At 72.0% G+C, this 20,199-nt stretch carries 20 protein-coding genes and 1 pseudogene; 7 read left to right on the top strand and 14 right to left on the bottom strand.

Annotated elements, in window-relative coordinates; all coding sequences use genetic code 11:
• Positions 1 to 16 precede the first annotated feature (16 nt).
• The 3 genes from OIE67_RS10115 to OIE67_RS10105 form a co-directional block, all read right to left on the bottom strand.
• Complete coding sequence (locus OIE67_RS10115; RefSeq protein ID WP_326638871.1) at positions 17 to 673, bottom strand: hypothetical protein; 657 nt, start codon at positions 671 to 673, stop codon at positions 17 to 19.
• 205 nt (positions 674 to 878) lie between these two features.
• Complete coding sequence (locus OIE67_RS10110; RefSeq protein ID WP_326645294.1) at positions 879 to 2,285, bottom strand: cellulase family glycosylhydrolase; 1,407 nt, start codon at positions 2,283 to 2,285, stop codon at positions 879 to 881.
• A gap of 234 nt (positions 2,286 to 2,519) precedes the next feature.
• Positions 2,520 to 2,855: a peptidase inhibitor family I36 protein gene (locus tag OIE67_RS10105; protein ID WP_326638869.1), complete on the bottom strand. Its 336-nt coding sequence runs from the start codon at positions 2,853 to 2,855 to the stop codon at positions 2,520 to 2,522.
• A 153-nt stretch (positions 2,856 to 3,008) separates the two neighbouring features.
• Between OIE67_RS10105 and OIE67_RS10100 the strand changes: the two genes are divergently transcribed.
• On the top strand, positions 3,009 to 3,767 hold the full coding sequence (locus OIE67_RS10100; RefSeq protein WP_326638867.1) for a hypothetical protein: 759 nt from the start codon (positions 3,009 to 3,011) through the stop codon (positions 3,765 to 3,767).
• 87 nt (positions 3,768 to 3,854) lie between these two features.
• Here the strand turns inward: OIE67_RS10100 and OIE67_RS10095 are convergent, their stop codons facing one another.
• Positions 3,855 to 4,280, bottom strand: a complete 426-nt coding sequence (locus OIE67_RS10095) for a hypothetical protein (RefSeq protein ID WP_326638865.1) — start codon at positions 4,278 to 4,280, stop codon at positions 3,855 to 3,857.
• 113 nt (positions 4,281 to 4,393) lie between these two features.
• Here OIE67_RS10095 and OIE67_RS10090 point away from each other — a divergent pair, with 113 nt between their 5' ends.
• The 4 genes from OIE67_RS10090 to OIE67_RS10075 all read left to right on the top strand — a co-directional run bounded on the left by OIE67_RS10090 (position 4,394) and on the right by OIE67_RS10075 (position 8,384).
• The gene (locus OIE67_RS10090) at positions 4,394 to 5,506 is read left to right on the top strand and encodes an aminotransferase class V-fold PLP-dependent enzyme (RefSeq protein ID WP_326638864.1); all 1,113 of its coding nucleotides are present in this window, start codon (positions 4,394 to 4,396) and stop codon (positions 5,504 to 5,506) included.
• Positions 5,507 to 5,608: 102 nt separating this feature from the next.
• Positions 5,609 to 5,998, top strand: a complete 390-nt coding sequence (locus tag OIE67_RS10085) for a hypothetical protein (RefSeq protein WP_326638862.1) — start codon at positions 5,609 to 5,611, stop codon at positions 5,996 to 5,998.
• Between the two features lie 109 nt (positions 5,999 to 6,107).
• Entirely contained in the window at positions 6,108 to 6,875 is a 768-nt protein-coding gene (locus OIE67_RS10080; RefSeq protein WP_326638860.1) for a phytanoyl-CoA dioxygenase family protein, read from the top strand.
• A gap of 183 nt (positions 6,876 to 7,058) precedes the next feature.
• On the top strand, positions 7,059 to 8,384 hold the full coding sequence (locus OIE67_RS10075) for a M23 family metallopeptidase (RefSeq protein WP_326638858.1): 1,326 nt from the start codon (positions 7,059 to 7,061) through the stop codon (positions 8,382 to 8,384).
• Between the two features lie 26 nt (positions 8,385 to 8,410).
• Here OIE67_RS10075 and OIE67_RS10070 read toward each other — a convergent pair whose 3' ends face one another.
• Positions 8,411 to 9,175, bottom strand: a complete 765-nt coding sequence (locus OIE67_RS10070; protein ID WP_326638856.1) for an SDR family NAD(P)-dependent oxidoreductase — start codon at positions 9,173 to 9,175, stop codon at positions 8,411 to 8,413.
• A gap of 68 nt (positions 9,176 to 9,243) precedes the next feature.
• Between OIE67_RS10070 and OIE67_RS10065 the strand changes: the two genes are divergently transcribed.
• Complete coding sequence (locus OIE67_RS10065) at positions 9,244 to 9,852, top strand: TetR/AcrR family transcriptional regulator (protein ID WP_326638854.1); 609 nt, start codon at positions 9,244 to 9,246, stop codon at positions 9,850 to 9,852.
• A 376-nt stretch (positions 9,853 to 10,228) separates the two neighbouring features.
• Here the strand turns inward: OIE67_RS10065 and OIE67_RS55410 are convergent.
• Together OIE67_RS55410 and OIE67_RS10060 are read right to left on the bottom strand one after the other, a co-directional pair.
• Positions 10,229 to 10,471: pseudogene (locus OIE67_RS55410) on the bottom strand (cytochrome P450); the annotation flags it as partial.
• A 194-nt stretch (positions 10,472 to 10,665) separates the two neighbouring features.
• Positions 10,666 to 11,172: a hypothetical protein gene (locus OIE67_RS10060; protein ID WP_326638852.1), complete on the bottom strand. Its 507-nt coding sequence runs from the start codon at positions 11,170 to 11,172 to the stop codon at positions 10,666 to 10,668.
• A gap of 336 nt (positions 11,173 to 11,508) precedes the next feature.
• On the opposite strand from OIE67_RS10060, the gene OIE67_RS10055 reads away from it, so the two are divergent.
• Positions 11,509 to 12,468, top strand: coding sequence for an endonuclease/exonuclease/phosphatase family protein (locus OIE67_RS10055; protein WP_326638851.1), 960 nt, complete (start codon positions 11,509 to 11,511; stop codon positions 12,466 to 12,468).
• A 60-nt stretch (positions 12,469 to 12,528) separates the two neighbouring features.
• Here OIE67_RS10055 and OIE67_RS10050 read toward each other — a convergent pair whose 3' ends face one another.
• From OIE67_RS10050 to OIE67_RS10020, 7 genes are read right to left on the bottom strand one after another with little or no spacing between them, the layout of a single operon-like run.
• A complete protein-coding gene (locus OIE67_RS10050; protein ID WP_326638850.1) occupies positions 12,529 to 12,948 on the bottom strand; it encodes a VOC family protein in 420 nt (139 codons plus the stop codon).
• Between the two features lie 42 nt (positions 12,949 to 12,990).
• The gene (locus tag OIE67_RS10045) at positions 12,991 to 14,460 is read right to left on the bottom strand and encodes a hydrogenase large subunit (protein ID WP_326638849.1); all 1,470 of its coding nucleotides are present in this window, start codon (positions 14,458 to 14,460) and stop codon (positions 12,991 to 12,993) included.
• On the bottom strand, positions 14,457 to 16,055 hold the full coding sequence (locus OIE67_RS10040) for a proton-conducting transporter transmembrane domain-containing protein (RefSeq protein ID WP_326638848.1): 1,599 nt from the start codon (positions 16,053 to 16,055) through the stop codon (positions 14,457 to 14,459). Before OIE67_RS10040 ends, OIE67_RS10045 begins: the two co-directional genes overlap by 4 nt.
• Positions 16,055 to 16,714 carry a hypothetical protein gene (locus tag OIE67_RS10035; RefSeq protein WP_106234751.1) on the bottom strand — a complete coding sequence of 220 codons (660 nt, stop codon included), beginning with the start codon at positions 16,712 to 16,714 and terminating at the stop codon, positions 16,055 to 16,057. The genes OIE67_RS10040 and OIE67_RS10035 overlap by 1 nt, the downstream gene beginning before the upstream one ends.
• A 15-nt stretch (positions 16,715 to 16,729) precedes the next feature.
• Positions 16,730 to 17,674, bottom strand: a complete 945-nt coding sequence (locus OIE67_RS10030) for a respiratory chain complex I subunit 1 family protein (RefSeq protein ID WP_326638847.1) — start codon at positions 17,672 to 17,674, stop codon at positions 16,730 to 16,732.
• The gene (locus OIE67_RS10025) at positions 17,671 to 19,752 is read right to left on the bottom strand and encodes a proton-conducting transporter transmembrane domain-containing protein (protein ID WP_326638846.1); all 2,082 of its coding nucleotides are present in this window, start codon (positions 19,750 to 19,752) and stop codon (positions 17,671 to 17,673) included. Before OIE67_RS10025 ends, OIE67_RS10030 begins: the two co-directional genes overlap by 4 nt.
• On the bottom strand, positions 19,749 to 20,195 hold the full coding sequence (locus tag OIE67_RS10020; RefSeq protein ID WP_326638844.1) for an NADH-quinone oxidoreductase subunit B family protein: 447 nt from the start codon (positions 20,193 to 20,195) through the stop codon (positions 19,749 to 19,751). The genes OIE67_RS10025 and OIE67_RS10020 overlap by 4 nt, the downstream gene beginning before the upstream one ends.
• Between the last annotated feature and the right edge of the window lie 4 nt (positions 20,196 to 20,199).

The following is a 20,199-nucleotide window of genomic DNA, read 5'->3' as shown; positions in this document are numbered from 1 at the left end:
GGTCAGGGGGTCGCGCCTACGGCACGTACTGGACGACCGCGTCGAGGTTGGCCAGGTAGTCGCCCTCGTCCAGCGGCAGGCCGGTCAGGTCCCTGACGGTCCGGCTGAGGTACGCGCTGACGTAGAACGGCCAGTAGCGGGGGCCGACGCCGCCTTCGAGCGGGCGCGGCGTGGGCACGCCGGCGGCGAACTCGTGCAGCTTGTACGTGGCCACCAGCCGCTCGCCCTGCGGCTCCCCGTCGATGGACACCTGCGCGTGGGCCCCGTCGGGGCGCAGGTAGATGTCGTGGATGGCGGCCTCGTGACCGCTCCTGACGTCGTGGAGGACGAAGCCGCCGGGGTAGTAGACGCCGTTGCACGGGTCGATGTGATCCCGCTTCCAGCCGATGGGCATGTAGACGCCCCGGTTGGCGGGCTTGGCCTCGATGGGCGCGATGCCCCGTACGCGGACGCCGCGCTCGTCCAGGAGCCGGACGATCTCGCGGCCGAAGTCGAAGTTCGCGTGCCCCTTCGGGCCGAAGTACGGGAACTGGAAGCACGAGGCGGTGGGCGGCTGGACGGACGGGGCGCCGGGGACCGCGCGGAGGGGGCCGGCATGGGCGGGGACCGCCGAGCCCGCGAGGACCGCGGCGCCGATCACGATCGTCCGGGCGACGCGAACAAGAGCACGCACAACATGACCTTTCCTTGGCTGAAGGCAGAACAGTGCCTCTGACATGCGATGACATGCTCAACGTAGTTATAAGGTAACGCTCTGTAAAGGCCAGTGCCCAAGGATGGCATGGCAAAGAAAAAACGTCCCGCACCCCTCGTCACCGGTGCGGAACCGGTGACGAGGGGTGCGGGACGCTCTCAGCGCAGGCGGGCCCGCCCGGCCGTCAGAAGTCGTCGGCGGTGCGGATCCGGTCGCGGATCCAGACCCCGGCCTCCTTCAGGTTGCCCGTTCCGGCGAACGAGCCGTTCGGGCAGGTCCCGGTCCTGAAGACGGCGCCCGTACGGAAGTCGTCGGAGTAGTTCCAGTTGACCCAGCTGATCTTCTTCTGGGCCAGCAGGTCGAGGTACTGCTGCGACCTGCTGAAGTTGTTGGCTCCATCACCGGACGCGCTCTGGGTGCCGAACTCGGTGACGAAGATCGGCAGCCGGTCGGCGGCCCGGGAGAGCGTGTTCAGGTATTCGCTGCCGTGCGAGGCCGCGTAGAAGTGGAACGTGTACATGATGTTGGCCGCGTTGACCGGATTGCTGACGATCTCGGCCTCGCTGCCGCCGCCGGAGACGCCGAGGGAGGACCAGGCGCGGGTGCCGACCAGGATCGGGGCGTCGGGGTCGTGCTGCCGGATCACCGGGATGAGCTGGTGCGCGTAGTCGCGGATGACCGGCCAGGTGACGGCGTCGCCGTTCGGCTCGTTGGCGATCTCGTACAGGACGTTCTTCTTGGCGTTGTGCCGCTGGGCGATCTCGGTGAAGAACGTCTTGGCCCGGGCGAGGTTGTACATCGGGTCGCCGGGGTCCAGCATGTGCCAGTCGACGATGGCGTACATGCCGCGGGCGGTGGCCAGCTCGATCAGGGAGTGCACGCGGTCGGTGAACAGCCGCGGGTTCGTCTCGTAGCCGTCCTCCTGGATGTACATCGAGATGCGCAGGACGTCGGCCTTCCAGTCGTCGGCCAGCGCGTCGAGGGAGGCGGTGTTGAGGCACTGGCTGTACCACTGGATGCCGTGGCTGCTCATGCCGCGCAGCTGGATCTGCTTGCCGTTCTCGTTGCAGAGCTTGATACCGCACACCCGGAGCTGCCCGTTGGCCTGCACCGGGGTGCCGCCGCCTCCGCCGCCGACGGGCGTTCCGTAGACCTCCAGCTCCCACAGGGAGTAGCCGTACGGGGTGCCGCGCTGGGTTCCGTGCACCCGTACGTACCGGCCCTGGCCGCTGACGGTGAGGTCGTCGATCGCGCCGTCGCCGGCGGTGGTGGAGTAGACGTCGTTCCAGGTGGAGCCGTCGGCCGAGGTCTGCACCCGGTAGGCGGTGGCGTACGCGGCCTCCCAGGCGAGCCGGACCCGGGAGACGTTGTGCGCCGAGCCGAGGTCCACCCGGATCCACTGCGGATCCACCCCTTCGGCGCTGGCCCAGCGCGTGGACGTGCTGCCGTCGACCGCCTGGCCCGGCTCCAGGCCGGCGGCCTCGACCGAGGAGGCCGTCACGGTCCTGCCCTGGGACACCAGCGGGTCGGCCGCCGCCGACCGGGCCGTGACCGCGCCGGCGCCGGACGGCACCACCAGCGGCAGGGCCATCGCGGCCACGACGGCTAAGATCCTCGCTACTGCGCTACGCCTCACGAAAGACTCCGATTCTCCGGGAACAGTCAACGGGCGGATCGGCACGACCGCCGCACCTCCGTCACCGGGAAGCCGTCGCCACCGCCTCCCCGGTTAGGAAAGTTTCTTAACTTGCGGCGCAGCATAAGTTGACATCGAACCTTGACGCAAGGCCCAATGTCACAGACAGACCCGGGGCGCGGTGCGACCTCAGCAGGCCCGCACGGAGTTGTAGGCGATCTCCGGGTTGAGGTTCTCCTTGTGGCCCGGCGGGACGGTGGCGTTGTGCACCACGTAACCGGGAGAGGCGTACAGGCAGTAGGAGCGGCCGGTCCGGTTCCACGCGGAGCGGGCGTCCTTGACCCCGAAGGGCTCCAGGTTCGGCGCGCCGGCCCGGAACCAGGCGATGGTGCCGCTCCCCTCGAAGTCGCGGAACAGGCACAGGTGACCGTCCGGACATCTCCCGAAACCGTCGGCGGCGCCCGCCGGTCCGGCGAGCGTGAGCGCGAGAGTGAGAGCCAGCAGGGACGCGCGAATGCCGAACATGTTGTCACTCCATGGGTTGAAGCCATCGCTTTCCGTAACCATCATGCGGTCGCGGGTAGCGGGGCGCCATCCAATTACCGCCGCCCGTCCAGGCCCTGGGCGTGCCCGAGTCGTGATCCGCCTACGGCAAGATCACGACGTATGAAAAGAACGATGATCACGGCTCTGGTGGCCTGCGGCTGCCTGCTGACCACGACCCTGCCTGCCCAGGCCACCACCGCCACCGCCGCCACCGCCGCCCCGAAGGATCCCGTACGCGCGCTCAAGGGCAAGCTCGCTCCCGGGCGCGGCGTACGGTTCACCGAGACGACCACGCTGTCGGGCGAAGAAAAGGTCAAACTGCAGAGCCGCAAGGGGACGTTCCAGTTCAACGCCAAGGGCGTGGCGGCCTCGGACATCACCGCCATCGCCAAGAGCCGGCCCAAGGAACGCACGATCAGCATCGGCAACGTGAGCTACATCTCGGGCGGCATGCGGGAGGAGCAGTTACCGGCGGGCAAGTCCTGGCTCAAGGGCAAGGGCCTGCCGGGCGGCGGCAGCGGCTTCTACGGGCAGGTGATCAACCCCGTCGAGCCGAAGACGCTGGCGGCGCTGGTCAAGAAGGGCAGGCTGCGCGGGAGCACGCTCACGGGCACCATCACGTTCAAGGAATTGGAGAAGGTCTCGCGCTGGTTCGACGCGTCGATCCCGCTGCGCATGCACAACGACACGAAGGTGTCCTACACGCTCACGCTGACCTCCGCCGGGCTGGTGAGCAGGGTGCGGTCGTCGTACGCGGCCACCGGCGTGTTCGACACCAGCGCGTTCGACGGCAAGACGATCACCATCGACAGCCGTTTCACCGGGTGGGGCGCCAAGGTGTCCGTCAAGGCGCCGAACCCCGCGTCGGTGACCGTCGACGCGGAGGACTGACCGCCCGCCGCGGGTCTGGGACGACGGAAGGCCCCCGCTCCGCTCCCCGGATCGAAGCGGGGGCCTTCGTGTTGTCCGCGGTGCCCGTCAGTAGTCCCCGTGCACCACGTTGGACGTGAGTCTCACCGAGGACGGCGGCCCGATGTCCACCTTGGCGAAGACCTCGTCACCGCCCCAGTCCTCGTCGAGCGTGTTGCCGTCCAGGTAGAACGAGATGCTGATGCGGCCGGGCGACGGGTTGCTCAGCGTCTGGCCGCACGCGACGCCGAAGCCGCCGAACAGGTGGTGGTCGAGGTAGTCGTCGCCGTACAGGTTGACGCAGACGCCCTGCCCGGCGGTGGCGACGGGCGCGAAGCCGGTGACGCTGACGAAGTAGGCCCGGTATCCGCCCTGCCCGGTGGCCTCGATCGCGAGGTGCACCGAGCCGGCGGCGGCGGTCGCGGGGGCCGCCCCCACTGTCGTCGCCAGCGCACCGGCCAGCATCAGCCCCGCCAGGGCACGTCGTATGTTCATGGTTCCCCCCGTGGGTGGTTGTTCGATGCGAACACCAGGGAAGGCGTTCCACGACGTTCCATGCCGTTCCGGGCGCGGCGAGGGCCCTGCCTCCGTGCCGGTTGAATGGGACGATGGGACTTCACGATCAGTACGGCCTGACGCCGGTCGTCAACGCGCGCGGGACGTTCACCCCGCTCGGCGTCTCCCGGAGCACGGACCAGGTCGCGGCGGCCACGGCCGAGGCCCTGTCCGGCTTCTTCGTCATGGAAGAGCTGAAGGACCTCGCCGGCCGCACCATCGTCGAGGTCCTGGGCGGGGAGGCCGGCACGGTCGTGCACTGCGCGTCGGCGGCCCTCACCCTGGCCGTCGCGGCGACGATGACGGGCACGTCGCAGGCGCGGATCGCGGCCCTGCCCGACGCCGCGGGGATGCCCAGGACGGTCCTGCTCCCGGCCGGGCACGCCGTCGACTACGGGCATCCGATCGTGCAGGACATCCGGCTGGCCGGAGCCACTCCGGTGCTGGCCGGCTCGGACGCCGGCTGCTCCCTCGGCGAGCTGGAGGAGCACCTCGCCCGCCCGGACGTGGCGTGCCTGCTGCTCGTGTCCTCCCGGCTGACCCGGGGCCAGGACGTTCCGTTGACGGAGGCGGTGGCGGCGGCGCACCGGCGGCAGGTTCCGGTGATCATCGACGGCGCGGGCCAGGACCTCAGGATCGACGAGCTGCTGGGCACCGGCGCCGACCTGGTGATCGTCAGCGCCCAGAAGTATCTGGCCTCGCCCACCGCCGGTCTGGTCATCGGCCGGGCCGGCCTGGTCCGGGCCGTCCGGGCCCAGGAGAAGGGGATCGGCCGGGCGATGAAGCCGAGCAAGGAGGCGATCTTCGGGGTGGTCGCCGCGCTCCGGGCCCGGCGGGAGATGGACCGGCCGGCCTGGCGGCGGGAGCAGGACGCCAAGGTCGCCCGCTTCACCGCGCGGGCCGGCCGCCTGCCCGGCATCAGCGCCGCGAGCGTCCAGGACCCGACCGGCCTGCCGTTCTCCCGCGTCCGCCTCGGCGTCGATCCCGCCCGCGCGGGACTGACCGCCGCCGGCCTGGCGCTCGCGCTGCGGAACGGCTCTCCGCAGATCTGGGTCATGGACCATGACCAGGACCAGGGCGACCTGACCCTCGAACTCGTGCCGCTCACCGACGCCGAACTCGACCTGATCCTCGGCAGGCTGGCGGAGTCGCTTCCGGGTCGCTGACGGCCTTCGCGCCGCGCGGCGCGGCCTCGGCAGATCGTCAACAGAATCTCAACACGCCCCGGCTAACGTCCTGCCGTACCGGCGGAAAGGGAAAGGGCGCTCATGGGTGGGGTTTCACGGCTGGCGAGGACGCTCGGGCTGGTCACGGCGGGCGCGGCGGTGGGCGGCGTGCTCGCCGGGGGCGGGTTCGCGGCGGCGCGCCAGTTCGGCTGGACGGGCGCCGCGGTCACCGTCGTCACGGAGAGCAGAAGCCTGTCCCCCGGCGTGCTCAGCACGAACGTGGTCTGCCCGCGCGGGCACCGGGCCGTCGGCGGCGGCTACGCCTACCACGGCGACCACAACCGGGAGGAGCCCGTGATCGTCGAGGTGAACGCGCCCCAGGACATCAGCGACCCGCCGGACGGGGTGTCCGAGGCGTGGAGCCTCGTCTTCCTCAGCTCCAAGAAGAAGCGGGCCACGGTCGAGGTGCACGCAGTCTGCACCTCCCGCTGAACCGGCGCCCGCCACCTGCGCGGGAGGAGTATCAGCAGGTCCGCCCGCGACAGGCGGGCATGCGGGTAATTCGGGTGCTTGTGCCTGCGAAAGGCCGCACAATCGACGCGTGGACGTGGACGGTTTCATGCGCGACGGCTACGTGGTCGTCCGGGGCGCCTTCGGCGCGGACACGGCCGCGGCGTGCCGGGAGATCATCTGGGAGTCGCTGGCCGGGCACGGCGTCCGCCGGGACGACCCCGCCACCTGGCGGCCGAGCGTGGACGTCCCCTGTCCTTCCGGCGCCCCGTTCACCGAGGCGGCCACGTCGCCGGCGCTGGCCGCCGCGTACGACGAGCTGATCGGGCCGGGCCGGTGGACCCGTCGCACCGAGGTGGGCGGCCTGATCCCCGTCCGATTCCCGTCGGAGGACTATCCGGGGATGGGGTCCGGCTACCACATCGAAGGCAGCTACGACGGCCCTGACGGGGGTTACCGGGTCAACGTGCGCTCGCGCGGGAGAGGGCTGCTCGCGCTGTTCCTGTTCTCCGACACCGGCCCCGATGACGCGCCGACCCGGCTCGTCAAAGGCTCACACCTGCACATCCCGCCGATCCTGCGGCCGTACGGGGAGAGCGGGATCAACGGCGCGGAGGTGGGCGCGAAGTGGCGGCCGTCGGTGCTGTGCCGGGCCACCGCGCACGCGACCGGCCGGGCGGGCGACGTCTACCTGTGCCATCCGTTCGTCATTCACACCGCCACCTGGCCGCACCGCGGCCCGGCCCCGCGCATGATGGCCCAGCCCGCGGTGCACGTACCGGACGGCTTCGCCCTGGACGGCTCGGACCCCTCCCCCGTGGCCCGGGCCATCATGACCGGACTGGCGACACCCGCCTGACCCGCGCCGCCGCCCCGTGCCGGCGGCGGGCGTCCCGCATACCGGCGGCATACCGCCGTTCCCTACGGTCGGCTCCGTGACAAGGCCACGGCTCGATCCGCGCCGGACCCTTGGACCGCCCTGACGTCCCCGTCCGGCCCGGCCGCGAGCAGCGGGCTCCTCGCCGGAAACCCAGGAGGAACAGTGTCCCGATCGGCCCTCTTACGATCCGTCGTCGCCACGACGCTCGCCGCCACCTTCACCGCCGCCTTCACCGTCGCCGGCGCATCGAGCGGCCAGGCGATGGCGGCCCCCGATCTCCAGCTCCCGTTCCCCTGCGGCCAGAAGTGGCAGCTGAACACGTGGGGCCACGCCCCGGCCCTGGACATGGTGAAGGAGCCCGACCAGCACGGCACCGAGGGGGCCACCCTGATCGCCCCGGCCGCGGGCAGGGTGAACCAGTCCTTCAAGCACGGCAACGCCGGCAACATGATCCAGATCGATCACGGCGGCGGCTACTTCACCACGTACCTCCATCTGAAGTCCCGCGGCGTGTCAGTCGGCGACAAGGTGCGGCGGGGGACGGTGATCGGCCAGGTCGGCAAGGACGGCGAGACCGCGAACGGCCACCCGCACCTGCACTTCGAGCTCGGGCGCGACTCCGACGGCAACGGGTCGGCCTCCTGGGGGTTCGAGGGCTCCGAACGGATCAGGCCCGCCTTCGACGGCGTCACCTACGGCCAGTCGGACAACCGCGCCTGGAACGACGTCACCAGCCGCAACTGCGCCACGGCCGCCCCCAAGGGCCGCGTCTCGGTGTACGGGGTGCTGCCCGACGGGCAGCTGACCTACACGGCCATCGACGCCGCCACCGGCAAGCGCACCCACGGCGCGGTCGTCTCCACCGCCAAGCTCGGCTTCACCCCCAAGGCGATGGCCACGCTCGACTACAACACGATCCTGCTCACCAAGGCCGGCTCCGACGGCATGCTCTACCGCGTCGACGTCCGCACCAACGGCGACACCCTGGAGTTCGAGCCGCCCGTCCACCTCGGCAACGGCTACACCCACGACCACCTCGCCTACGACGGCGACGGCCACCTCTACGGCATCGCCGCCGGCACACTGCGCCGCTACACGATCACCACGGCGAAACCCGTACTGGCCGACATCACGAACAACACCCTCATCGGCGACGGATTCACCCTCAAGACCCTCACCACCGCCGGACCCGACTGGCTGCTCGGCACCACCGCCAACGGGCAGCTGCTCTCCTACCGCGTCAACGGCGCCGGCGACTGGAAACGCCACCAGCTCCGTGACGCCACCTGGCAGAACTTCACTCACCTCCTCTCACCGGGCGCGGGCGTCTACTACGGCCACCACCCCGCCGGCGCCCTCTACCGCTATCACGACGCCGATCCCTACGACGGCAAGGGCGACGACCTCACCGGCCACGGCACCGTCGACGCCACCGGCTGGACCCAGAGCCTCCTGTCCGCCCAGCCGGGCAGCGCCACCCTCTCCTGAACGAGCGCCTGTGACCGGGGGTCACGTCAGGTGCGCGGGCCCAGGAACAGGCCGCCGCTGGCGTCGATGACCTGGCCGGTGACCCAGCGGGCGGCGTCGGAGGCGAGGAACACGACCACGTCGGCGACGTCGTCGGCGCCGCCGAGGCGATCGAGCGCCGTCGATCCCGCGATGAACCCGGCCAGGCCCGGCGCCTCGAAGACGGAGGCGTTGGCGGGCGTGCGGGTGGCGCCGGGGGCGACCGCGTTGACCGTGATGCCCCTGGCGCCGAGTTCGTTGGCCAGGGTGAGGCTCATCGTCTCGATCGCGCCCTTGGTCATGGCGAAGGAGGTCTGTGCGGGGTTGGCCATCCGGGTCGCGACGGACGAGATCGTGACGATCCGGCCGCCGTCGCGCATCAGGTCCAGCGCGCGCTGGATGATGAAGTACGGCGCCCGTACGTTCACCGCGAACAGGTGGTCGAACTCGGCGCTGGTCGTGCTGCCGAGCGGGCCGGCGGGCGGGGCCGCCGCGTTGTTGACCAGGATGTCGAGCGGCCGCCCTGCCAGGCCCTGCTCCATCCCGGCGAAGAGCGTCTCGACGTCGCCGTCCACGCCGAGCCGCGCCCGGACGGCGAAGGCGTTCCCGCCGCCGCGTTCGATCTCGCCCACGGTCGCCGCCGCGCCCTCCTCGTCCGCGCCGTAGTGCACGATCACCGTCGCTCCCCCGGCCGCCAGCCGGATGGCGATCGCCTGGCCGATGCCACGGGACGCTCCGGTGACCAGGGCGGTCCTGCCGCTCAGATCGTTCATGTCCGCCACTCCTTAGTGTTAGCTTCTACCAAGTTGGTAGTGACTATCATGACGGTAGTGTCTAACACGTGATCGACCAGAACTCAACTCTGCGAGCGCGACGAAGGGCCCAGACGCGGCGCACGATCCAGACGCACGCGGTACGGCTGTTCAGCGAGCGCGGCTACGACGCCACGACCATGAACGACGTCGCCGAGGCGGCCGGCGTGTCACCCATGACCGTCTACCGGCACTTCGCCACCAAGGAGGACCTCGTCCTGGTCGACCAGCACGGCGAACTCGTCGCCGAGCGGATCGTCGCCTCGCCCGCCGGAGGGCCTCTGGTCCGTCGCATCGGCGGCGCGCTGATCGACGCGGCCACGGTCCTGACCGGCGACGCGGACCGTCGGCTCCTGCTCGCCCGCCTCCAGCTGATGATCTCCACGCCTGCGCTGCGGGCCAGGCACCTGGACAACCAGTACGCCCTCCAGCAGGCCATCATCGGCGCCCTGGGCGACGACGGCGCCGATCCCGACACGGCGTTCCAGGCGCAGGCGGCGGCCAGCGCCTGCCTGGCCGCCCTGCACACGGCGCTGGTGCGCTGGGCCGAGGACGACGGGCGCACCGACCTGCCCCACCTGATCGGCAAGGCACTCGCCGCCGTCTTCGGCGACGACGCCATCGGCCCCGCACGGTGACGCCGCCGGCCGACCGCATCGTACCCGCGCCTGGTCGGGCGGCACGTCCACGGTGGTGATCTCACGTCCGAGCACGCGCGCCAGGCAGGCGACCTGGTCGGGGCCGCTCAACGGCTCCGGGCCCGTCAGGGAACGCGGGTCGTCGTGGTCGCCCTCGACGATGTCGACGAGCGGATGCGCGCGGCGTCGCGGCGTTTCCGGCGAGGGCGCGGGCGGGCACGCCACGCTTTCTCATGACCGCGAGGATCGCGCCGCCGACGGTGCCCGTCGCGCCGGTGATGAGGATCTCGGATCGGGCACGGAACGGGCACCTCACTGTGCCGGCGGACGCGGCGCGCTCCCGCTTCGGGCCGCGTTCGCGTGACGGTTGCGAGGTTCACGCGCGGGGTGGAAGACCGCGCGCAGGCCGCGGGAGACGAGGAGCGCCTGGCACGGCGCTGTCCAGGTTGCTGACCTCGACGTCGAACCTGGCCGCGGACCAGGCGGTGGCCAGCACGAGCTGCGTCATCCCAAGCTGGCTGCCCAGGCAGATCCGCGGTCCCGCGCCGAAGGGGAAGTAGGCGTACCGGCTGTGCGGCGCGTCGCCGCCGAGCCAGCGTGCGGGCAGGAACTCCTCCGGGTCCGTCCACCATCGGGAGCCCGGTGGACCAGATAGGCTTCACCGCCGCCTCTCGATTGATGGCGGGGGGTTTCCTTTTCTCGGGAGACGAATTAGGCGGGGACGAGGCCGAAACGAGGCGATGGAATGATTCGCCGATTCCGCCGCCACCGGCAACAGTCATTCTGGGGCGCCGCGCCGACCCCCTCCCCTCCTCACCGTCCGGCGGACGGGAAGTACCCCAGGACGAACTCGGCGTTCACCTTCGACGTCGGCGGCTTCGACTCGCAGTCGGAGCGGACGGACACGAAGTGGCTCTTCGTGTGCGGGACGTAGCAGCGGTACAGGGGCCGCCTGCCCGCGCCCGGGCTCGTGTAGAGGAACCCCTCCCGGCGCAGCAACGTGTTCTTCCCGGCATTGCCCGGCCTGTTCTCACAGTCGGCCGTGGCGGACAGGAACTGGTCACGCGGGGCGTGGCCGGCGAGGCAGCCGTAGATCGCCCTCGTGCCCGGGGCGTTCCTGGTCAGAATGGGAAACCGGCCTTCTTCGCGGTAGTTCGGGCCGGGCCGCGGGCCGCTGGTCACATAATGCTTCAAACCGTCGAAGTAGCGTACCAGCGGAATGCTTCGCGGCCCGGCCTCGGCGTGGGCCGTGGTGACTACGGAACCGGCGGTGACAATGGCTGCGGCCAGCGTACCGATGATGGCGAATCTCGGATTCATGTCGTTTTCCTTTCCTGCGGATCGCCCCATCGCCGACACAAGCGGAGCCCTCTGTCGTGTCGCACGCGATCCGCTATTCCGGCAGCCACTTTATCCATGCCGGACTGCCGTCGATCTGCGCAATTCCCCTTACGACCGGTATTCGGCGGCAAATGTCCGGCGAATGTCCGCCATAAGTCCGGCCACGCCGGCGCCGTTTATCCGGCCGACGCCGGAAATATCCAGACCTACGCCGCATTCCTCGCCTCAGGACGTCCCTCTCCTCGATCCGCATCTGGCGCCGGGCACGTCCTTCGGTCAGGATGGCGGTGCGTTGATCATCGGAGAAGGGGACTCATGCGGATCTCACCCGTGCCCGATCTCGCCCGCCGGCTGCTGACGGTCGCCGCGATCCTCGTCGCCACCGTCGCCCTGCCGGCCGGTCCCGCGCCCGCCGCCACTGCGAACGCGACCGTGACGTACAAGATCTGGCACTGGAACATGGCCGGCCACCACCAGCACCTGGGTTCGACGACGAACGGCGTCATCCAGGCGATCGCCGGCTCGATCAGCTACCGCCGGCCGGACCTCGTCTCCGTCAACGAGATCTGCCGCAACCAGTACGGCGCCGTGATCGACGCCCTGCAACGCATGGGCTGGCCGCGCGACCTCGGGAACTTCGCCCGCTACGAGCCGATGACGGAGGCGGGCGACCCCGGCTACTGCGCCGGGCACGGCATCGGCGTCGCCCTCTTCAGCCGCTTCCCGCTGGGCGGCACGCTCCGGCAGACCCTGCCCGACGACGGATCGGGCAGGCAGCGCAAACTCCTCTGCGCGCCCGTCACGGCGCAGCCCATGACCGTCAGGTTCTGCACCACCCACCTGACCACCGTCGCCGCCCACCGGGCCGCCCAGCTCGGCCGGGTGCACGAGGTCCTGGAGTCCTACCGCTCCCGGGGCGAGGTCCCGATCATCGCCGGCGACTTCAACGTCCAGCCGCACTCAGCCCTGCTCGACCCCTGGTACGACACCTCGATCGACACCGACGCCAACCGCGCCAACACCGGCCGCTACCACGAGCTCGACGACCGCGAGACCGTCTGCCCCGGCTGGGGCGAGCAGACCACCGAGAGCAACCGGCTGGGCGCCTGCGACCAGTCGGGCAAGGTCGATCTGATCTTCGCCCCCGCCGCCCGGCTGACCACCTACACCGCCGACGCCCACCCCATCGGCCACGTCTGCGGCGCCAACCGCGACAAGCCCTGCTCCGACCACCGCATCGTCGACGCCACCCTCACGGTCACGACCGGCGAATGACGTCCCCTGACGCCGCCGCCCTCGTATCGCCGGCATCTGGTGACGAACGTGCCGGGCTCGTCACCCGGCCGGGTTCCGCACGCCCGTGACCGCGCCGGATGCGTCGGTGACGTACGTCCCCTTCGACAGATCGATCAGGACCAGTTCGTTGCCGAAGGGGTCGGCCACGACCGCGAGGCGGCCGACGGGCACATCCACGGGCTCGGCGACCATGCGACCGCCGGCCCGTACCACCTGGGCGGTGGCGTCGTCCGCCGAGTCCACCAGCCACGCCGGCACCAGGCCGGGCCTGGTGGTCAGCACCATCTCGGTGTCGGTGTCGGGCAGCGCGAGGCCCGCCTGTCCCAGTTCGTCGTCGCGCCACAGCAACTGGTGGCCGAGACGGTCGCGGTAGAAACGCAGGCCGCTGCCGAGGTCCGGGACCGGGACCATGACCGCGTCGACCTTCCTGATGGCGGGCGACGCCCGGTGAGGCACCATGTCCCCAAGCTATCCCGGCATGGATGATCAGGAGAGCGGGGCTCAGAGGTCGTTGCCGGCGTAGGACAGATTGAAGCTCTTGTTGACCAGCGGGAAGTCCGGGACGATCGCGCTCCCCAGCGCCACGGGGAGGGCGGGCCAGTTGAAGAAGGACGGGTCGACGATCTTGACGCGGGTGAGGGTGCCGTCGGGAGCGAGTTCGACGCGGTGCGCGATGGTGCCGCGCCAGCCCTCGACGAGGCCCACGCCCGAGGACGACCTCTCCTCCGGGCGCGCCGGCTCCGCCGCCCGGGGGCCGTCGACCAGGTGGGTGATCAGCGCGATGGAGGCGGCGATCTCCTCGGCCCGGATCTGGAAGCGGGCGAGCACGTCCCCGCCGGTGCGGCGGGCTGGGGTGAAGTCGCCGAGGCCGGTGAACGGGTGGTCGCGGCGGGCGTCGGTGCCGAGGCCGCTGGCCCTGGCCACGTAGCCGAGGGTGCCGAGGTCGCGGGCGGCGTCGGCGGACAGGACGGCGGTGCCGGTGAAGCGGTCGGCGACCACGGTGTGCCGCAGGGCGAGCGCGGCCAGTTCGGCCACGTCCGCGCCGATGGCGCGCAGCCGGTCTGGATCGGGCAGCGCCTTCAGGCCGGCTCCGCCGAGGCGGACGCCGCCGCGCAGCAGCCGGTGCCCGGTGACCTCGTCGTTGACGCGCAGCAGTTGCTCGCGGATCCGCCCGGTCTGGGCGTGCATGATGCCGAAGGCGACGTCGTTGCAGAGCGCGCCCAGGTCGGTGACGTGGTTGTAGAGGCGTTCCAGCTCCAGCAGCACGGCCCGCTCCCGCTGCGCACGCTCGCTCACCTGAGCCCGGGTGGCCTCCTCCACGGCGAGGCAGTACGCGAGCGCGTGACCGACGCTGGTGTCGCCGCTGACGCGTTCGGCCAGCTCCAGCCCGTCCTCGGGGCGACGGCCCTCGAACAGCTTCTCGATGCCCTTGTGCACGAACCAGAGCCGGGCCTTGAGCTTGATGATGGTCTCGCCGACCACGGAGAAGCGGAAGTGGCCGGGCTCGATGAGGCCCGCGTGGACGGGTCCGACGGGGATCTCGTAGACGCCCTGACCCTCCACGGTGAGGAACGGGTAGGGGCCTTCCGGGTCGCCGAAGGCGGGGGGCGGGCCGGCGTCGGCGCGCATCGGGTACCAGCCGCGCGGCCAGTGGTGGTGGCGCACCAGGCGGCGTGGCAGCGGGTGGTCCAGCGGGGTGATGCCGTACAGGTCGCGGATCTCGCGTTCGAACCGGCCGGCGGGGAAGGACAGGCGGGCCAGGCTCGGCACGGCCGGTCGCGCGGCGGGCAGGCGCAGGCGCAGCTCGGTGCGGCGGTCTGGGCCGCCGGCGACGAACAGGTACACCAGGGCGAACTCCTCCGCCTCCTGACGGGCGGAGATCATGGCCAGCCGGTGGCCGCCGGCCAGCAGCCGGGCCGCGTGCTCGGTCAGCTCGCCGGGGCTGATGTCGGCGATGGTACGGATGCTCATGGGGTCGCTCCGGCGATCATGGCGGCGGCGCGCAGCAGGGAGTGCAGCGGCCCGAGGGTGAGGCCCAGGACGGCACAGGCGGCCAGACCCGCGACCAGCGGCACCGCCAGGCTGCGCGGCAGCGTGACGGCTCCACCCGCCGCCGCGCCCGGTCCGTCCGCTGGGGCGCCGCCTGCCCCGTCTGACGGCACGGGCCTGGCGTCCGGCCCGTCCTCCGGTCTGATGCCCGGCCCGTCGCCGAGGAGCATGTGGCGGGTGTGCCGGGTGACGGCCGCGACGATGACCAGCATGAGCACCAGTGCCGCCGCCACCGGCCAGCCCAGCCCGGCGGCGAAGCCCGCTCGCGCGAGGCCCAGTTCGCTGGCGAACAGGCTGAACGGCGGCATCCCGAGCAGGGCCAGCAGCCCCAGCGCGAAGGTCCCGGCCAGCAGCGGCGCCCGGCCCGCCAGGCCCCGCACCGCGCCGATCCGGCTGCTGCCGTACGTCTGGTGCAGCCGGCCCGCCGAAAGGAACAGCACCGACTTGCCGAGCCCGTGCCCGAGGATGTGCAGCAGGACCGCGACCAGGGCGAGGCTGGTGCCGATCGCCGCGCCGAGGGCGAGCAGCCCCATGTGCTCGATGCTGGAGTAGGCCAGCAGCCGCTTGTAGTCGCGCTGCCCGAGCAGCAGCAGCGCGGCCACCGTCAGGGAGGCGAGCGCCACGATGATCAGCAGCGTCCGGACGAATCCGGCGCCGAGCGCCACGTCGGCGATGACCTTGACCCGCAGGATGGCGTAGAAGGCCACCGACAGCAGCACCCCGGACATCAGCGCGGAGACGGGGGCCGGGGCCTGGCTGTGCGCGTCGGGCAGCCAGGCGTGCATCGGCGCCAGCCCGGCCTTGGTGCCGAACCCGAGCACCAGCAGCATGACCGCGACGCGCATCACGCCGGGGTCGAGCCGGCTCGCGCCCTCGGCCAGCGGCGCCCAGTCCAGGGAGGTCACGCCGGCGTGTGTGCCGGCGTAGTGCACCATGACGATGCCGAGCAGGGCGAGCGCGATGCCGACCGAGCAGATGACCACGTACTTCCACGCGGCCTCCGTGGCCGTCCGGGTGCGCCGGTGCCCGACCAGGAACGCGGTCACGATGGTGGTCGCCTCGATGGCGACCCACAGCAGGCCCAGCCCCGAGGCCAGGACGGCGAGCGCCATCGCGGCGATGAACGCCTGCGTCAGCACGCCGTAGCGGCGCATCGCGTGCGGGTCCGTGTGCCCGGCGGCGAGTTCGGCGGCCAGGTACGCGGGGCTCGCGGCCATCGCCAGCAGCGCGACCACGCCGATCACGATCAGCATGAACGCGCTCAGCGCGTCGGCGAAGAGCAGCCCGCCGAGCACCTCACGCGGACCCGCCGTGGACGAGCCCGTTGCAGAACCCGTGGACGACACCGTGGACGACACCGCGGACGAAGCCATGGACAGGGCGACCGCGCAGGCCAGCAGTCCGGCCGCGGAGAGCGTGCCGAGCCAGGCGGTGACCCGGTTCCAGCCGAGCACGGCGTACAGGCACGCGGCGGCGGCGGGCACCGCGACCGGTGCGAGCACCAGCAGGCTTTCCATCAGTCGTGCAACTCCCGCAGCTCGTCGAGGTCGGTGCCGCCGAACGCGGCCCGCATCCGGGTGGTCAGCACCTGCAGCACCAGCACGGCCAGCAGGACGTCCAGGGAGATGCCGAGCTCGACCACCAGCGGGACGCCGCTGGTGGTGAGGAACGCGGCGGCGGTGATGGCGTTGTCCATCAGCAGGAAGCCGACCACGTGCGACAGCGCCCTCTTGCGGGTCACCAGGACGAAGAAGCCGATCAGCAGCACGGTCAGCGCGACGGGCACCGCCTGCGTGGCCGGCGTGGGCGACAGCCGGATCAGCGGCTGGGAGACCGCGTACGCCAGCATCGCCAGCACCGCCGCCACCAGCAGCGAGGTCGCCACGTTGACCAGCGGCTGCGTCTCACGACCCGCGCCGCCCGCCACCAGCGCGCGGCGCATCAGGTACGGCAGCAGCCCGGCACGCAGAGCGCCCACCCCGGCGCCGACCAGGACCAGCTCCAGCTCGCCCTGCCAGAGGCCGAGGACGACGACGAGCGCGGTCAGTGCCACCCCTTGCAGGGTGAACAGCCGTACGATCGCCGACAGCTCGCGCCGCCACAGCACCAGCACGCCGGTCAGCAGGAACGCGCCGCACGCCAGGTAGAGAGCCTGGACGTACAGGGCATCGGTCATGTGTCTCGCCCCCGTTCAGGCCAGGAAGAAGGACGCGGCCACGGCCAGCAGCGCCAGCAGGAACGAACCGGCCAGCAGCTCGGGCACACGGAAGAGCCGCAGCTTGGCCATGAAGACCTCGCCGGCCGCCAGCAGCACGCCCAGCAGCGCCACCTTGACCACGATCGCGATCACGGCCGCCGCCAGCCCGAGCACGCCCGCGTCCGCGCCCGCGATGCCGAGCGGGAAGAACAGGCTCGCCAGCAGGCCCAGCAGCACCGACAGCCGCATCGCCGACGCCCACTCGATCAGCGCCAGGTCCGGGCCGGCGTACTCCAGCACCATCGCCTCGTGGATCATCGTGAGCTCCAGGTGCGTGGACGGATTGTCCACCGGGATGCGGCCGGTCTCCGCGATCGTGACGATCGCCAGCGCGACCGCGGCCAGCGCGCTCACCGGCGAGATCACCGACAGCGGATCCCGCGCCGTCGCGGTGACGATCGAGCCCAGGCTGGTGGAGCCGACCCTGATCGACAGCGCGAACACCGACACCAGGATCGTCGGCTCGACCAGCGCCAGCACGGTCATCTCGCGGCTGGCGCCCATCCCGCCGAACGCCGTCCCGGTGTCCAGTGCGCCGAGCGCCAGCGCCACCGAGCCCACGGCGAGCAGCGCCGTCACCGCGAACAGGTCGGCGACGCCGTCCAGCGGCGAGGCCGTGGTCACCAGCGGCACGACCGCGGCGGCCACCAGCGCCGTGCCGGCCAGCAGGAGCGGCGCGAGGCGGAACACCCAGCCGGTGCCGTGCGGCGAGATCGCCTGCTTGCGCAGCAGTTTGCGCAGGTCCCGCCACGGTTGCGCGATCCCGGCTCCGGCGCGGCCCTCCAGCCGGGCGCGGACCTGCCGCATCACCCCCACTAACAGTGGGGAGCCGACCGCGATGAGGAGGACCTGGAGCACCGCTCCGACCGTGCCGGTCACCACAGCGCCACCAGGACGATCAGCGCGCCGGTCAGCGCCCAGAAGCCGTAGCCGAGGTAGCGGTGCACGCTGCCGGTGGCCAGGGCGCGCGCCCTGTTCCCGACGGCCGCCGCCGCGGCGATGAGCGGATCGTAGAGCCGGTGCTCGATGCGATCGGGCACCCGTGCCTGGAAACGTACGCGTTCCACCAGATAGGCCGATTCCTTCATCGGGGTGACGTCCACGTCGCTCTCCGGGGCCAGGACGTCGTCGAAGACCCGTTGCAGCGGCTCGGCGAACGAGGTGGCGGTGTACTCCATCCGGGCCGACATGGGCCCGGCGCCGCAGTCCCACAGCCGGGCGGCGCGCCGGGCCCGCCGGGCGGCGGTCAGCCGTACCAGGCCGAGCACGGCCACGACGGCGATCACGAGGGCGGCGGCGATGAGCAGCGGCGAGATCATCCCCGAGACGCCCGCCAGCCGCAGCGTCAGCTCCCCGCTGACGACGTCGCGCCCGGGGAGGACCACGCCGACGGCGCGGCCGAGCGCGGGCACGACCAGCGTGGGGGCCAGCGCCAGGACCACGCAGCCCACCGCCGCGAACGTCATCGCGGCCAGCATCGACGGCGGGCTCTCGCGCGCCCGCTCGGCCTCGGCGCTGCGCGGCCGGGCCAGGAAGCCCACCCCGAACGCCTTGACGAACGTCGCCACGGCCAGCCCGGCCGACAACGCGATCACCCCGACGGCCAGCGGCATCGTCACCGCGCCCGCCACCCCGGCGCCGGGCAGGGCGTGGATCAGGCTCTGCAGCAGCAGCCACTCGCTGACGAAGCCGTTGCCCGGCGGCAGCGCCGAGGCGCACAGCGCGCCGACGGCGAACACGGCCGTGGTGTAGGGCAGCCGCGTGCGCAGCCCGCCCAGCGCGTCGAGGTCTCGGGTGCCGGTGGCGTGCAGCACCGAGCCGGCCGACAGGAACAGCACCGTCTTGAACGCGGCGTGGTTGACCACGTGGAGCAGGGCCGCGGCCAGCGCCAGCGCGGCCGGCACGGGCAGGCCGGAGACGGCGAAGAAGCCCGCCGCGCCCACGCCGACCAGCACCAGGCCCAGGTTCTCCGTCGTGGAGTAGCCGAGCAGCCGCTTCAGGTCGGAGGTGACCGCCGCCTGGAGGATGCCGTACAGCGCCGACAGCGCGCCCGCCGCCAGCACCAGCAGCCACCACCAGGCCGGCCCGCCGCCCAGCAGGTCCAGCCCGACCCTGATGATCCCGTACGCGCCCAGGTTCACCATCGCCGCGCTCATCAGCGCCGAGACGTGACTCGGCGCCTCCGGATGCGCCCGGGGCAGCCAGACGTGCAGCGGCACGATGCCGGCCTTGGAGGCGAATCCGGCCGCCGTCGCCAGGAACACGACGGTCGCGGCGCCCGGCGGCAGCTCGGCGGCGCGCAGCTCGGCGAAGCTCTCCCCTGCGGCTCCGGCGGCGAACGCCACCAGCCCGGTCAGGATCGCCACCAGGCCGAGGTGCGTCATGACCGCGTACCACAGCCCGGCCCGGCCCACCTCCGCCCGCCGCCGGTGCTCGGCCAGCACCAGGAGCAGCGACGTCACCGCCATCAGCTCCCAGGCGAGCAGGAACGTGCTCACGCTCGCCGCGGCGGGCACCAGCAGCAGGGCCGCCACGAACAGCGGCAGCACGGCTTGGAACAGGCGCCCGTTCAGTCCGTGCGCGCAGTAGCCGATGCCGTAGATCGCCGCGCACACCGTCACCAGCCCGGTGACCGCGACGAACACCCCGCCCAAGGGGTCGATCGCGAGCCGCACCCCGGCCAACGGCAGCAGGTCCGGCAGCCAGGCCGACCAGCTCGGGCCGGAACCGCCGGCCGGACCACTCAGAGACGCACCAGCGGAAACACCGCCTGAGACGCCGCCTGAGACGCCGCCTGAAAGGGCGGCCACTCCCGCCGCCGCTCCCGCGGCCCCCGCGACGGCGGTGCACCAGCCGGTCAGCGGCTGCCGCGCCCGCGCCGGAGCCGTCAGGGCGGCCAGCGCGGCGACCGCGCAGCCGGCCAGGGCCGTCACGTACAGGGTGCCGACGAGGTTCATCGGCCGGTCAGCCCGCGCAACGCCGCCACGATCGCCTCGGGACGCGGCGGGCAGCCCGGCACCTCCACGTCCACGTCCACCACGTCACGCACCGCCCCGGCCACGCCGTACGCGCCGGCGAACACGCCACAGTCGCGGGCGCAGTCGCCCAGCGCGATCACCAGCCGCGGCTCGGAGACGGCGTCGTGGGTACGGCGCAGCGCCATCTCCATGTTGCGCGTCACCGGCCCCGTCACCATCAGCGCGTCGGCGTGCCGTGGGGAGGCCACCAGCCGCGCGCCGTACCGCTCGGCGTCGTAGACCGGGCCGAACGCGGAGGCGATCTCCACCTCGCAGCCGTTGCACGACCCCGCGTCCACGTGCCTGATCTGCACCGATCCGGCGAGCTCCGCGGCCTTCTCCGGCACCTCGCCGTCCGGGCGCTCCGGGGCGGGCTCGGCCACCCGC

Source organism: Nonomuraea fuscirosea, assembly GCF_035917475.1.
Lineage (GTDB): Bacteria > Actinomycetota > Actinomycetes > Streptosporangiales > Streptosporangiaceae > Nonomuraea > Nonomuraea fuscirosea.
This window is presented reverse-complemented; position numbering and strand designations above follow the sequence as displayed.

Coding starts and splice junctions, on each gene's coding strand:
- OIE67_RS10110 (WP_326645294.1), bottom strand. CDS start 2,285: ATGGCCCTGCCGCTGGTGGTGCCGTCCGGCGCCGGCGCGGTCACGGCC.
- OIE67_RS10105 (WP_326638869.1), bottom strand. CDS start 2,855: ATGTTCGGCATTCGCGCGTCCCTGCTGGCTCTCACTCTCGCGCTCACG.
- OIE67_RS10100 (WP_326638867.1), top strand. CDS start 3,009: ATGATCACGGCTCTGGTGGCCTGCGGCTGCCTGCTGACCACGACCCTG.
- OIE67_RS10095 (WP_326638865.1), bottom strand. CDS start 4,280: ATGAACATACGACGTGCCCTGGCGGGGCTGATGCTGGCCGGTGCGCTG.
- OIE67_RS10090 (WP_326638864.1), top strand. CDS start 4,394: ATGGGACTTCACGATCAGTACGGCCTGACGCCGGTCGTCAACGCGCGC.
- OIE67_RS10085 (WP_326638862.1), top strand. CDS start 5,609: ATGGGTGGGGTTTCACGGCTGGCGAGGACGCTCGGGCTGGTCACGGCG.
- OIE67_RS10070 (WP_326638856.1), bottom strand. CDS start 9,175: ATGAACGATCTGAGCGGCAGGACCGCCCTGGTCACCGGAGCGTCCCGT.
- OIE67_RS10060 (WP_326638852.1), bottom strand. CDS start 11,172: ATGAATCCGAGATTCGCCATCATCGGTACGCTGGCCGCAGCCATTGTC.
- OIE67_RS10055 (WP_326638851.1), top strand. CDS start 11,509: ATGCGGATCTCACCCGTGCCCGATCTCGCCCGCCGGCTGCTGACGGTC.
- OIE67_RS10050 (WP_326638850.1), bottom strand. CDS start 12,948: ATGGTGCCTCACCGGGCGTCGCCCGCCATCAGGAAGGTCGACGCGGTC.
- OIE67_RS10045 (WP_326638849.1), bottom strand. CDS start 14,460: ATGAGCATCCGTACCATCGCCGACATCAGCCCCGGCGAGCTGACCGAG.
- OIE67_RS10040 (WP_326638848.1), bottom strand. CDS start 16,055: ATGGAAAGCCTGCTGGTGCTCGCACCGGTCGCGGTGCCCGCCGCCGCC.
- OIE67_RS10035 (WP_106234751.1), bottom strand. CDS start 16,714: ATGACCGATGCCCTGTACGTCCAGGCTCTCTACCTGGCGTGCGGCGCG.
- OIE67_RS10025 (WP_326638846.1), bottom strand. CDS start 19,752: ATGAACCTCGTCGGCACCCTGTACGTGACGGCCCTGGCCGGCTGCGCG.